The following is a 13,237-nucleotide window of genomic DNA, read 5'->3' as shown; positions in this document are numbered from 1 at the left end:
CTGGCTCTGGCTCTGGCTCTTCAGGTTGTGATTCGTCGCTAGACTCGTCAACAAAAAAATCGTCAGATTCAAAGCTTTCATCGCCTAACAGCGCAGTAAAGTAATCATCCAGTGCTTGTTCACTCGAGAGACTTGGCTGTGCCAATGTTGATTCTTTATTCGCGCTCATTTATCGCCAACCTTTCGAGATAAATAAGCAACTGTTTATAAGCAAATACACCACGGCTACCTGATGCAAAATGAGATGCTGGCAAGCGTTTTAGACTTGCATCTCGAAACTTAGTATCTATCGGCACAGCAGATGTCCAAACTTGGTTAGGATAATCATCTTTGAGCTGCGTTAATGTTTGCAGTGAGGCTTTGGTTCGCTTGTCGTACATGGTCGGGACAATCGTCACCTTAAACGGTGTTTTGCGAGACTTCTGCATGATGGTCAAAGTGCGAATCATGCGCTCTAAGCCCTTCATCGCCAAAAATTCCGTCTGTACCGGAATCAAAATACGATCACTGGCAGCCAATGCATTCACCATCATCACACCCAGAATTGGCGGACAATCGATTAACACATAGTCGTAGTCATCTTTCAAAGCGGCCAAAGCGCGCTTCAAGATCAACCCCATGCCGCTTCGATTTCCCATTACGCGGTCTAATGTAGCCAAAGACATGTGGGCAGGAATAATATCGATACCTTCAACTTCTGTTTGTAAAAGCAAAGGTCTTACTGTCTGCGCATTAAACTCACGCAACTGAAACAGATCAAACAGGCTCGATTCCACCGTATCTGAGTCGTAACCCAGATAGGTGGTCAGTGATGCATGTGGGTCAGTATCAACCAACAGAACACGGTGCCCCTTCAAAGCAAGTAAACCTGCTAGAGTCACGGTCGTGGTCGTTTTACCAACACCACCTTTTTGGTTTGCAACACTCCAAACAATCATTTCGATTTACCTAAGCTAACCCAACTTCAACCAAGATCCTTTCCGCGATGCGGTCTAGAGGTAGGTCTTCAGTAGAAATGCCAGCTTTTGCTACAGCTTGAGGCATACCATATACAACACAACTATCTTCGTCTTGTGCCCAAATCGTCGAGCCCGCAGTTTTCAACATACGCGAACCTTCTCGACCATCTGCGCCCATACCGGTCAGTATCATAGACAACACTTTGTCGCCGTAGATCTTCGCTGCAGAGCCAAATGTGACATCCACACAAGGCTTGTAGTTCATTCGGTCGCCGCCATCGATAATTCTTAGACGTGCAGACCCTGCACGGCCATCTACCATCATCTGTTTACCACCCGGAGCAAGATACGCCACTCCGGGTTTCAACACATCACCGTCTTGCGCTTCACGAACTTCAATCTTACACAAGGTGTTCAATCGACTAGCAAAAGCAGCGGTGAATGTGGCTGGCATATGCTGAACTAACACAATGGGATGTGGGTAGTTAGCAGGGATGCGCGTCAAAATCTTCTGTAGCGCAACAGGACCGCCAGTCGATGTGCCAATGGCAGTTAATTGATACTTTTTGCCCGAGGCTCTGAACTTCGCAGCGGTTGTTGCAGCAGGTCTAGCGGCTGGAGCAGCATTAGAAACCGGTTGACGCAATGGCGTAGATGTTGAAGTCGTCGCTGTCGCTCTCGGTGCAATAGGAGCACGACGCATAAACGCACGCTTTGCAGCAATCTGAATCACACGTTGTTGAAGCAATGCAACCGCATCGTCGCGGTTACGTGCGATGTCTTCAAACTTCTTAGGTAAGAAATCTAGAGCACCTGCATCTAGCGCATCTAACGTTGCTCTCGCTCCATCATGCGTTAACGATGAAAACATCAAAATAGGCGTTGGAGACGCGGCCATGATTTCACGAACAGCTGTGATGCCGTCCATGACAGGCATTTCAATGTCCATCGTGATTACGTCAGGTCTTAGCTGTTTCGCTTTCTCAACGGCTTCTTTACCGTTTACTGCTACATCAATGACTTCTAGGCGAGCCTCTGAGTTGATGATCTCGCTAACGCGACGACGAAAAAAACTCGAATCATCAACGACTAATACTTTAATCGCCATATTTATCCTTAAATTAAATTCTTGACGCAGCTGCGTACTGCTTCAACAAGTCCGGCACATCTAGAATCAATGCAATGTGTCCGTCACTTGTAATTGTCGCGCCTGCCATTCCTGGCGTGCCTTGCAGAAGCTTATCAAGTGGCTTGATCACGACTTCTTCTTGACCGATAAGCGTATCGACAACAAAACCAACTCGTTGGCTACCCAGCTGTACGATAACAACATGGCCGTGCCCTTTACGCAGTTCAACAATACCCGCTTTAGGAGCAAGCCAGTTTTGCAAGTAGAACAACGGAATAGACTTATCGCGAACGATGATCGTTAGCTGACCATCAACCACGTTTGTGCGGCTTAAGTCTAGGTGGAAGATCTCGTTAACCGATGCCAATGGCAATGCAAATGGGTGACCCGCAACACCGACCATCAAGGTTGGTAGAATCGCTAGGGTTAGTGGAACCTTGATGGTGATCTTGGTGCCTTGTCCCATTTCTGAATCAATATCAATAGAGCCGTTCAGTGTGTTGATCGCCGTTTTCACAACGTCCATACCTACACCACGACCAGAGATATCCGAGATCTGCTCTTTGCTTGAGAAGCCAGGAGCAAAAATCAGGTTGAAACACTCTTTATTTGATAAGCGAGACGCTGCATCTTCATCCATCAGGCCACGTTTGACCGCAATAGCACGAAGCTTATCAGGGTCCATACCGCCACCGTCATCAACGATAGCCAGCTCAATATGATCACCTTCTTGAGAGGCAGACAAAATCACTTTACCCGTTTGTGATTTACCCGCAGCAACACGGTCGTTCGGCATTTCGATACCATGGTCGACAGAGTTTCTCACCAAGTGAATCAGGGGATCTGCAAGCGCTTCTACTAAGTTTTTATCAAGGTCCGTTTCTTCGCCACGCATTTCAAGAACGATGTCTTTCTTCAAGCTACGCGCAAGATCGCGGACAACTCGTGGGAAGCGACCAAATACTTTCTTGATCGGCTGCATACGAGTCTTCATTACCGCACCTTGTAGGTCTGCAGTAACAACATCTAAGTTAGAGACAGCTTTCGACATTTCTTCGTCGTTACTGTTGAGGCCTAGGCTGACAAGTCGGTTACGCACCAATACCAGTTCACCCACCATGTTCATGATGGTATCCAGTGTTGATGTATCAACGCGAACTGTCGCTTCAGCTTGCTGCTTCTTAGCCGGCGCTTTAACTTCAGCTTTTGCTGGAGCGCTCGGTTTCGGCTCGGCTTTAACGGCAACTGGTGCTGCTGGTTGCGGTTTAGGCGTTGCTTGCGGTGCAACTGCCTTAACTTCTGCAGGCTTAGTCGCTGCATCCAGTTCTTCAATCGAAGGTCCATTGCCTGATCCGTGTAACTGGTCCAGTAACTTCTCGAACTCTTCGTCAGTCATCAGATCATCGCCTTCAGACATCGCCGAAACAGGTGCTGCAGAAGGTGCTGGCGGTGGAGGAGGCGTTGAACTCGCAGCCGTCGGGCTGTTACCCGCACCATGCAGTTCATCTAGTAACTTTTCAAATTCATCGTCAGTAATATCACCGCTGTCAGCAACTGGCTGAGGTGTAACAGGTGCTGGCGGCGGTGTTGGTACAGAAGATGCTGTTGGCGAACCACCTTTACCGTGAAGTTCATCAAGCAGGCGCTCAAACTCATCTTCAGAGATATCATCCACTGAAGAGGCACTGATGCTTGAACTTTCGACAACCGGTTCAGGGGCTGCAACGATCGGCTCAGGGATAACAGGTGTTGACGCTTCTTCTGGTGTAACTTCATCAACTGATTCTGGCTTGCAGAGGCGGTGAAGTTCATCCAATAAAGCTTGGTCTGCTGGCACTAAAGGTTCCTGATCTTGCACGGCTTGAAACTGTGTATTAACAGTATCTAACGCCTGCAGCATAGTATCCATCAAACCTGATGTTACGCTGCGTTGGCCGTTTCGTAGAATGTCGAACACATTCTCGGCACCATGACAAGTATCCACCAGCTCAGTTAATGCTAGGAAACCAGCACCACCTTTTACTGTATGGAAACCACGGAAAATAGCATTTAATAGGTCTTTGTCGTCAGGATTATTCTCAAGCTCTACCAGTTGCTCTGATAGAAGTTCAAGGATCTCTCCTGCTTCAACTAAAAAGTCCTGAAGAATATCTTCGTCTAAATCGTAGCTCATACGTTACCTTTAAAATCCAAGACTGGATAACAAATCGTCGACTTCATCCTGAGATGCAACAGCGTCTTCGCGCTCTTCTGGGTTCATAATTGGACCCTCAGGCGCAATCGATGCTTTCCTCTCTGACTCTGGAGTTGGCTCTATTTGATTCGCACCGAATACCGTGAGAATCTCGACCAAACGTCCTTCTACCTCATTCACCAAGGTAATAACTTTGCTAATTATCTGCCCAGTTAAATCTTGGAAATCCTGAGCCATCAAGATTTCAGTCAATTGTCCGCGTAGTTCAGTGCTGTCGCCTTCTACTTGGACAAGCAATCCATCAATGCGGTGACATAAAGCTTTAAATTGTGCCAGCTCAATGCGGCCATGCATCAGTTCATTCCATTGAGGCCTTACTTGAAGTAAACACTCGTGTAGGTTGTCTGCAATTGGCATACAGCGATCGACAGCGTCCATCGTCTTATTTGCCGCCACTTCCGTTTTATCAATGACATACTGAAGGCGATCCCTTGCGTCAGGGATTTCGTCATTTGCGATAACGCTAATGCGCTCATCGAAATTAAATTGAGTCAAAGAATCATGGAGGTCGCGAGTCAGACTTCCTATTTCTTGAAGCATTGGATTGTCTTGAAGACTAAAATTATCTTCATAAATGCTTCTAACAAGAGAATCAGCATTCTGCTGCTCATCGTTCTCAAGCAGCTCTACTAATTTTTTTGCTTGTTCTAATGAAATCATCCTGAATTCGGCCTTACTCCGCATACTTTGTGCGCTTAGGCTATCGAGATAAACAGAGAACTTATCAGCTAATGTTTACCTAGAAATGCCTAAATTTATTGATGCTTATAAGCGATCAAAAATCTTATCAAGTTTCTCTTTCAGCGTTGCAGCAGTGAAAGGCTTCACAATGTAACCATTAACACCCGCTTGCGCTGCTTCGATGATCTGCTCACGCTTCGCTTCTGCGGTGATCATAAGCACGGGAAGGTGCTTAAGTTCTGCGTCTGCGCGAATGTGTTTAAGCAGGTCAATCCCTTGCATGCCCGGCATGTTCCAGTCAGTTACCACGAAATCAAATTCGCCTTTTTTCAGCATAGGTAACGCGGTCAAGCCATCGTCTGCTTCTTGAGTGTTGTTGAAACCTAAGTCGCGAAGTAGGTTTTTAACAATTCGGCGCATCGTTGAAAAGTCATCAACAATGAGAATTTTCATGTTTTTGTTCAAATTAGCCTCCACTGAATAGGATCAGTGTTGTTAGTCGTTCTGTGTCCAAGCACTTAACTTAGTGCGTAAACGCTGCATAGATTGGCTCAGTATTTGGCTGACACGAGATTCGCTGACACCTAACACTTCCCCAATCTCTTTTAAATTGAGTTCTTCGTCATAATAAAGCGAAAGCACAAGGCCTTCCCTTTCCGGAAGTTGTTTTATCGAATCGATCAAAGCTTGGCGGAATGACTCATCAGCAACCCCTTGAAAAGGCGTATTATCTTGAGAGTCTTCATTCGGAGATATTACATCATCTGAGACGCCTAAATCTTCGATTCCAACCAGTCTTGAACAATTAATGTCAGTTAAAGCACTGTGATACTGCTCTAAACTGAGTCCCATGTGTTTTGCCACTTCGGCATCACTCGGGTCACGGTTGAGGATACCCTCTAACTCCGCGATTGCACTGCTGATTTCTCGATTGTTTTTATGAACCGATCTCGGTACCCAGTCCCCACGGCGAATGTCATCTAACATTGCCCCGCGAATTCGAATACCGGCATACGTCTCAAAGCTTGCGCCTTTGGTACCATCATAGTTTTGTTGCGCTTCAATCAAGCCGATCATGCCAGCTTGAATTAAGTCATCAACTAATACATTAGGCGGTAATCGCCCCAACAAGTGATGAGCGATACGTTTAACCAACACAGAATACTTCTCAAAAAAAGCCTGTTGGCTATTGTGATTAGCATGTTGGTCGTAAGTAAGCGCTTTATTCACCAAATGGTTCCTCTATAAATTCAGTACGATTCAGCAGCCTTTCCACAAAGAACTCCAAGTGCCCACTTGGTGTTTTTGGTATTGGCCAGGTCAATGCTTTATTAGCCAAAGAGCTGATTGCCAATGCCGCTGGAGAGCGAGGATACGCATCGACTACGATTTTCTGTCTCTTGACTGATTGACGTACTTTATCATCTAAAGGAATACATGCTACGAGTTCGAGGCTCACATTCAAGAAGCGCTCTGTGACCAAAGTCAACTTTGCAAATAATTCTCGGCCTTCACGGTAGCTTCTGACCATATTTGCAACAACTTTGAACCGCTGAACTTGGTGTTCTCTGCTCAAGAGCTTAATCAAAGCATATGCATCCGTGATCGAGGTAGGTTCATCACATACCACGACAACCACGTCTTGCGCCGCTCTTGAGAAGCTGATTACCATGTCCGAAATACCGGCTGCGGTATCAACTAACAAGATGTCCATCTCGTCTTCAAGCGAACCGAATGCGCGAATCAAACCTGCATGCTGTGCGTGTGAAAGTTCAGTCATGCTTTGTGTGCCCGATGTCGCAGGAATAATTTTAATTCCGTGCGGCCCTTCGACAATCGCATCCTTAAGTTCACATTCGCCTGCCAACACATGCCCAAGGTTTCGTTTAGAACGAATACCCAGCATGATATCGACGTTAGCGAGGCCTAAGTCGGCATCTAGCACCATAACTTTTTTGCCTTGGCGCGCCATGCAAATAGCCATACCTAACGTCACATTAGATTTACCAACCCCTCCCTTACCACCGGTTACAGCGATAACTTTTGTGAGTGAAGGCTTGGTTAAGCGACGGAGGCCGCTAGCTTGATCATGTATCATATTTTCATTCATATTTATCCGCCGCCTAGAGCCCTTCAGAATCGCTATTCCAGTAATGAGGTTCATTCTCTGTAGATTTTTCTAATAACTCATTGGCCTTAGCAATCATGTACTTTGGCTGAGCTATAACGATATCTTCAGGAACTCGTTGACCATTTGCAATGTAAGCAACTGGTAATGCATTTTGTATTACGACACTGATGAATTCACCTAGACTTAGGGATTCATCCAGCTTAGTCATGATGCATCCCGACAACGGGATTCTTCTAAAGTGTTCAATTGTTTCTTGCAGCACTTTGCGTTGCGCGGTTGCAGGCAACACAAGGTAGCTATTGATAACGGAACCACTCTCTTGCATCAATGTGTCTAACTGCTCAGATAGGCGAACATCTCGTTGTCCCATGCCTGCAGTATCGACCAGAATTAGGCGACGATTACGTAACTGATATATTACATCGGCCAATTCACTAGAATCTTTAGCAACTCTTACAGGACAACCCATAATTCGACCATAGATCGATAACTGCTCATGTGCACCTATACGATATGTATCAGTTGTCACTAGTGCTACGTTATCTGCGCCATATTCCATGGCAGCACGTGCAGCTAGCTTTGCAACAGTCGTTGTTTTACCCACGCCAGTTGGGCCAAGTAGAGCCACAATACCGCCGCGTTTTAAAATATCTTTTTGTGTAACGGAGATTTGGTCAGCAACCAAGGCTAACAACGCCTTCCACGCACGGGCAGGTTTGGTATCTTCAGGAATGTAACACGCCATTTGATCGGCAAGCTCTGCAGATACACCCATACGTTCAAGGCGTTTGATAAGCATGGCTCTAAGCGGTTCACGACGCTCAACTTCTTGCCACATTAATCCAGATACTTGATGCTCTAACAGACGACGAATTGAGGTCATCTCCTCGCGCATCGTTTCCATTTCAGTATCTGAACCTTTGGAATGCGTATTCTCACGACCACGATCATAACGGGTAGGATCCAAACGAGGTGCTGGACGCTCTACTCTGCGGTCTTCGGCAATCAATTGGGATAAACCTGTTTCACGAGCAAATGCAGAATCTAGGTTCCCGTGAGACTGTTGGTTACCGCGAGACTGCAAATTACTTTGAGTCTGATGACTATGAGGCTTATGACCCGTGCTTGATTGGCGATTGAGCAATGCAGACAATGAATCTTCATTTTCAGCACGATGTTGTGGCTCATCATCGGCGCCATGACTGTATTGCTTTAGCATATTCGCAAAGCGCTTGGTCATTGAGCGTCCACCTTCAGCATTCGACTGTAGGCTAACCTTATCATCGTCTAATTGACGTCGCCCTGCAGGAGCTGCGGGCGCGGCCATTTGCGTATATTGGCTTTGTGCAGGCTGCTGAGGTTTATTTAGTCTCTGGCTCGCTGTCGACGGGCTGGATTCACCATCAATAGCAGCAACAATTTCCACGCCACCTGCGACCTTTTTGTTAGACATGATCACCGCTTCCGAACCAAGTTCTTCTTTAACTTGGAGCAAGGCCGTTCGCATATCTTTTGCAAAAAATCGTTTAATTTTCAATTCGATCGTCCGTTCTAATTAGGCGGCTTAATTACCAACAGCTTGTACTATACGTATCTGCTTTTCGTCCGGTATTTCTTGGTAAGACAAGACTCTCAAGCTTGGAATCGTGTTTTTCACGAACTTAGCCAGAGTCGAACGTAACACACCAGAGGTCAGTAGCACCGCGGGCTCACCTTTCAGCTCTTGCTCTTGTGTCGCGTGACTGAGGGATGTCTGTAAACGTTCGGCTAAACCAGGTTCAATACCAGCAGATTCTCCGCCGGATGCCTGCATGGTTTGATGCAAGATTTGTTCCAGCTCAGGAATCAAGGTTATCACTGGCAATTCCGGTTCTATACCATTGATTTCCTGAACAATTAGCCGTTTCAATGAGATACGAACCGCCGCCGTAAGTATGTCAGGTTCTTGACTTTTACCAGAATACTCCGACAAAGTTTGGACTATGGTTCGAATATCACGAATTGGAATGGCTTCATTCAATAGGTTCTGTAGCACTTTTACGACTACACCCAACTGCAATTGATCCGGTACAAAACCTTCCACCAGCTTAGGTGTTGAGCGGCTGAGCATCTCAAGCAAGTTCTGAACTTCTTCGTGACCAATAAGCTGCGATGCGTTATTGGTTAGCAGTTGGCTAAGGTGTGTCGCCAGTACAGTAGAAGAATCGACAACGGTATAACCTAGAGCTTGTGCATGTTCACGCTGCTCTTCACGTATCCATACAGCTTCAAGGCCAAAGGCAGGGTCAATCGTCGGCTCACCATCGATCATACCGTAGACTTGACCTGGGTTAATCGCGAGTTCCATGTCTGGTTTTATCTCAGCCTCACCTACCGCGACACCCATCAAGGTGATTCGGTAGCTGTTTGGTGTCAGTTCTAGATTATCGCGAATGTGCACCGCAGGGATCAAGAAACCAAAATCTTGAGACAGCTTCTTACGCACACCTTTAACGCGTTCAAGCAGTTCGCCTCCTTGGTCTCTATCCACCAAAGGAATCAAACGGTAACCTACTTCTAAGCCAATAATATCAACAGGTTGAACATCATCCCAAGAAAGCTCTTTCTGAGAGCCTACTTCTCCATTCGCTTCAACGGTCGCCGGAAGGTTAGGTTCTTCCGCCTTCTTCTTGTTCTTTTTATCGATGTAATACGCCCCTGCACCCGCAACAGCTGCAAGGCTCAAGAACGAGAAATGTGGCATACCTGGAACAATACCCATGATGCCAAGGATTGCAGCGGTGATCATCAAGGCTTTTGGATTGTCGAACATCTGGAAGACGAGCTGCTGCCCCATGTCTTCATCAGTGTTTTGGCGCGTTACCATCATCGCGGCTGCAATAGACAGTAATAGAGATGGAATTTGTGCAACCAGACCATCACCGATAGTCAGTAGTGTGTAGATTTCAATTGCTTCACCAAAACCAAGGTCAAACTGAGCCATACCAATGCTCAAGCCACCAATGATATTGATGAATAAGATTAAGATACCAGCGATCGCATCGCCTTTAACAAACTTAGACGCACCGTCCATCGAACCGTAGAAGTCGGCTTCTTTGGTTACTTCAAAACGTCTCAGACGAGCCTGATCTTGGTCGATCAAACCTGCGTTCAAGTCGGCATCGATCGCCATCTGTTTACCCGGTAAGGCGTCCAAAGTGAAACGCGCGCTTACTTCCGAGATACGGCCTGCACCTTTGGTTACAACCATGAAGTTAATGATCATCAGAATCAAGAACACCACTAGACCTACGGCATAGTTACCACCGATAACCACGTTACCAAAGGCTTCAATCACGTTACCAGCCGCGTCGCCACCTTCATGACCATGAAGCAAGACCACACGTGTTGAAGCAACGTTCAAGGCTAATCGAAGCAGAGTCGCAATCAGAAGTACGGTCGGGAATGCAGCAAAGTCTAAAGGTCTGCGGGTATAAACCGAAACCAATAGCACAACCATAGACAATGCAATGTTAAAGGTGAAGAACATATCCAACAAGAAAGCTGGAATTGGCAACACCACCATAGCAAGCGTTGCAAGTACCATAACAGGTGCACCAACCGCAGGCATGGCACGGTTCGGGATTTTAGGTAGCTTGTCCGCAAAAGGCAGGGAGAATTTCATAAATCTAGACAGTTTCGCTATGTTGTAGCTCTCTGAACAAGTGGATTAGATCTTAGTCAGGGCTGTTTTGCTATGGGCTTATAATGTTCAGGCTTACTACAGCAAACACTGTACCAACATCTCACGTCAAATTATCGCCATCACCTCAATAAAAGGAAGATTGGCTAGATCACTATTATCAGGGTTCATCACGCAGAGCTCAAGCAATTGATCTAATGACGTAAATCAGGTGGGATCGGCATATTAGAATCTTGCAGTTTTGGTCTCTCACCACCTCGTTTTCGGTACTGCTTAAGCTGGAAAACATATGCAAGCACCTGCGCAACAGCCGTAAACAGACCGTCAGGAATTTGTTGTTCTAGTTCAGTGGTGTGATAAAGCGCCCTCGCCAATGGCGGTGCCGGAACAATATAGATATCGTTTTCGCGTGCAATTTCTCGGATCTTCATCGCCATGTGGTCGACACCTTTGGCAACTACAATCGGCGCTTTATCTTGATTCTGCTTATAACGCAGTGCCACGGAAAAGTGCTCTGGGTTGGTCACAATCACATCCGCTTGAGGGACGTCTGCCATCATACGACGCTGAGCGGCTTCCCTTTGTAGCATACGAATTCGGCCTTTTACTTCCGGCTTACCTTCGGTATCTTTGAATTCGTCTTTAACTTCTTGTTTAGTCATTTTCAGCTGATCAGCGTGTTGCCAGATCTGAAATGGGATATCAATGGCAACCACGATCAGCAAAGAGCAACTGATTAAAAGAATGAAGTTAAGCAAGATATCCAAAGCATGAAAGATATTCTGCGGATACACATCCATACTCAGCTGCATTAAATCATGCTGAGAGGCCTGAATAAGGTAAATAGCCATGCCTGATACAAGTGCCACTTTCAAAATAGATTTCAGCAGTTCAACCCAGCTTTGTAGGCCAAACATACGCTTGATACCACTGAGTGGATTGAGCTTAGACGCCTTTGGCATTGCAGCTTGCATCGAAAAGTTAATCCCGCCAACACCTGCCGCACCAATAACAGCCGCAACAAACAAAGTTATCAAGATTAAGAACAGTGGAAACAGTAAGTTCACCAGTGCGCCACCAGCGATTTCAAGGAGCTTGTTGGTGTCAAAGATCTCGTCGCGGCTCAGAGAAAACAGACGTTGCATGGCCTCGAACAAAGCCTTCGCCATCGATTCGCCAAACCACATTAATGCAATCGCACCGACTATCAGTACCGACGCTGAAGCTAGCTCTTTTGACCTTGCAACCTGCCCTTTCTCTTTGGCCTGTTGCAAGCGTTTGGGCGTGGCGTCTTCTGTGCGTTCTTGACCGTCTGACTCTGCCATTTCAGTCTCCTAGCAATCTAACCGGATTAGACGACATATCTGTTGTTCGCCTTGCATCCAGAATAGCTCATAGTGACTATACAAGCCGCCAAGGATGTACCAACAAAGTAACAGACCCACGAGTAGCGCAAATGCAAAACCCAAAGAAAAGATATTTAACTGAGGTGCAGCACGCGTCATTACACCAAAAGAAAGGTTAATCGTTAACAGTGCGATAATGCCCGACAAGGACATCGCCAATGCCGTTTTGAACATGATACCAAGCCACAACGCGAGTTCTCGAAAATCAACCGAAGTCAAAGAGCCACTGCCAATCGGCAAAGTCTTAAAGCTGAACACCACCAACTGCAGCATTTTCAAGTGACCGTCGGTTGCCAAGAAGAACATAGTGGCAAGTAGCATGAAGAGCTGACCCAATACTGGCGTGTTCTGTCCATTTGCTGGGTCGACCATAGAAGCGAAGCCCAAGCTAGATTGCATACCAAGGATTTGACCGAGCATAACAAAGGTTTGAATCATGAACTGAGTGACAAAGCCCATCGCCACACCAATCACAATTTGCTCAAAGACGGTTAGGAAACCTTGGAAAGAGAGCAGTTCAATCTCTTTTGGAACCGCGGGAATCGCGGGCATTACGGCAAAGGTGATCGCCAAGCCTAAATACAGACGAATACGAGGCGACACAAAGCGCGCCCCTGTTACCGTCATCACCATCAGCATGGCTGAGATGCGAGTGTATGGCCAAAAATAATTAGCTAACCACTCTAGTACAAGGCTCGTCGGGTATTCCATATCGATTTAATACAGAACTTGCGGCAAGCGTTCGATGAGTTCAAAAAAGAACTCCATCATCATCTGAGTCATCCAGTGTGCAAATAGCATCAACGCCAACAAAGTCACAATCAAACGCGGCAAGAAACTCAGTGTTTGTTCATTGATAGAGGTCGCAGCTTGGAAAACAGCGACGACTAAACCGATCAGCAGGCTCGGGATGATAATGGCGCAAACCATAATGAGTACCATCCAAAGGGCATCTCGGAACAACTCTACGAATATTTCAGGATTCATTATTCCCC

Annotated in this window: 12 protein-coding genes and 1 pseudogene; all 13 read right to left on the bottom strand. The window is 46.4% G+C overall.

What is annotated here, in order from left to right; all coding sequences use genetic code 11:
• Positions 1-169, bottom strand: a pseudogene (locus tag FTW16_RS24855) (chemotaxis protein CheW); the annotation flags it as partial.
• The gene (locus FTW16_RS20630; RefSeq protein ID WP_017064111.1) at positions 156-938 is read right to left on the bottom strand and encodes a ParA family protein; all 783 of its coding nucleotides are present in this window, start codon (positions 936-938) and stop codon (positions 156-158) included. The gene FTW16_RS20630 and the pseudogene FTW16_RS24855, both read right to left, overlap by 14 nt.
• 10 nt (positions 939-948) lie before the next feature.
• Positions 949-2,067 (bottom strand): chemotaxis response regulator protein-glutamate methylesterase, encoded by a 1,119-nt coding sequence (locus tag FTW16_RS20625; protein ID WP_146492318.1) that lies wholly within the window; start codon positions 2,065-2,067, stop codon positions 949-951.
• A 13-nt stretch (positions 2,068-2,080) separates the two neighbouring features.
• On the bottom strand, positions 2,081-4,261 hold the full coding sequence (locus FTW16_RS20620; protein ID WP_146492317.1) for a chemotaxis protein CheA: 2,181 nt from the start codon (positions 4,259-4,261) through the stop codon (positions 2,081-2,083).
• Positions 4,262-4,270: 9 nt separating this feature from the next.
• A complete protein-coding gene (locus tag FTW16_RS20615) occupies positions 4,271-5,002 on the bottom strand; it encodes a protein phosphatase CheZ (protein ID WP_146492316.1) in 732 nt (243 codons plus the stop codon).
• A gap of 105 nt (positions 5,003-5,107) precedes the next feature.
• Positions 5,108-5,476, bottom strand: coding sequence for a chemotaxis response regulator CheY (cheY, locus tag FTW16_RS20610; RefSeq protein WP_016767062.1), 369 nt, complete (start codon positions 5,474-5,476; stop codon positions 5,108-5,110).
• Between the two features lie 42 nt (positions 5,477-5,518).
• Entirely contained in the window at positions 5,519-6,253 is a 735-nt protein-coding gene (locus FTW16_RS20605) for an RNA polymerase sigma factor FliA (RefSeq protein ID WP_017060667.1), read from the bottom strand.
• Positions 6,246-7,133 carry a MinD/ParA family protein gene (locus FTW16_RS20600; protein ID WP_048661509.1) on the bottom strand — a complete coding sequence of 296 codons (888 nt, stop codon included), beginning with the start codon at positions 7,131-7,133 and terminating at the stop codon, positions 6,246-6,248. Before FTW16_RS20600 ends, FTW16_RS20605 begins: the two co-directional genes overlap by 8 nt.
• Positions 7,134-7,146: 13 nt before the next feature.
• Positions 7,147-8,691, bottom strand: coding sequence for a flagellar biosynthesis protein FlhF (gene flhF / locus FTW16_RS20595; protein WP_146492315.1), 1,545 nt, complete (start codon positions 8,689-8,691; stop codon positions 7,147-7,149).
• Positions 8,692-8,718: 27 nt separating this feature from the next.
• Positions 8,719-10,818, bottom strand: a complete 2,100-nt coding sequence (flhA, locus tag FTW16_RS20590) for a flagellar biosynthesis protein FlhA (protein ID WP_146492314.1) — start codon at positions 10,816-10,818, stop codon at positions 8,719-8,721.
• 212 nt (positions 10,819-11,030) lie between these two features.
• On the bottom strand, positions 11,031-12,161 hold the full coding sequence (gene flhB, locus FTW16_RS20585) for a flagellar biosynthesis protein FlhB (protein ID WP_017064116.1): 1,131 nt from the start codon (positions 12,159-12,161) through the stop codon (positions 11,031-11,033).
• A gap of 9 nt (positions 12,162-12,170) precedes the next feature.
• Entirely contained in the window at positions 12,171-12,953 is a 783-nt protein-coding gene (gene fliR / locus FTW16_RS20580) for a flagellar biosynthetic protein FliR (RefSeq protein ID WP_017060672.1), read from the bottom strand.
• A 6-nt stretch (positions 12,954-12,959) separates the two neighbouring features.
• The gene (gene fliQ, locus FTW16_RS20575; protein WP_029235191.1) at positions 12,960-13,229 is read right to left on the bottom strand and encodes a flagellar biosynthesis protein FliQ; all 270 of its coding nucleotides are present in this window, start codon (positions 13,227-13,229) and stop codon (positions 12,960-12,962) included.
• Positions 13,230-13,237 lie beyond the last annotated feature (8 nt).

Origin of the sequence: Vibrio sp. T20, assembly GCF_007858795.1 — a bacterium.
GTDB lineage: Bacteria > Pseudomonadota > Gammaproteobacteria > Enterobacterales > Vibrionaceae > Vibrio > Vibrio satsumensis.
Note: the sequence above shows the minus strand (reverse complement) of the source record. Positions and strands in the feature narration are given on the sequence as shown.

Coding starts and splice junctions, on each gene's coding strand:
- FTW16_RS20630 (WP_017064111.1), bottom strand. CDS start 938: ATGATTGTTTGGAGTGTTGCAAACCAAAAAGGTGGTGTTGGTAAAACG.
- FTW16_RS20625 (WP_146492318.1), bottom strand. CDS start 2,067: ATGGCGATTAAAGTATTAGTCGTTGATGATTCGAGTTTTTTTCGTCGT.
- FTW16_RS20620 (WP_146492317.1), bottom strand. CDS start 4,261: ATGAGCTACGATTTAGACGAAGATATTCTTCAGGACTTTTTAGTTGAA.
- FTW16_RS20615 (WP_146492316.1), bottom strand. CDS start 5,002: ATGATTTCATTAGAACAAGCAAAAAAATTAGTAGAGCTGCTTGAGAAC.
- cheY (WP_016767062.1), bottom strand. CDS start 5,476: ATGAAAATTCTCATTGTTGATGACTTTTCAACGATGCGCCGAATTGTT.
- FTW16_RS20600 (WP_048661509.1), bottom strand. CDS start 7,133: ATGAATGAAAATATGATACATGATCAAGCTAGCGGCCTCCGTCGCTTA.
- flhA (WP_146492314.1), bottom strand. CDS start 10,818: ATGAAATTCTCCCTGCCTTTTGCGGACAAGCTACCTAAAATCCCGAAC.
- flhB (WP_017064116.1), bottom strand. CDS start 12,161: ATGGCAGAGTCAGACGGTCAAGAACGCACAGAAGACGCCACGCCCAAA.
- fliR (WP_017060672.1), bottom strand. CDS start 12,953: ATGGAATACCCGACGAGCCTTGTACTAGAGTGGTTAGCTAATTATTTT.
- fliQ (WP_029235191.1), bottom strand. CDS start 13,229: ATGAATCCTGAAATATTCGTAGAGTTGTTCCGAGATGCCCTTTGGATG.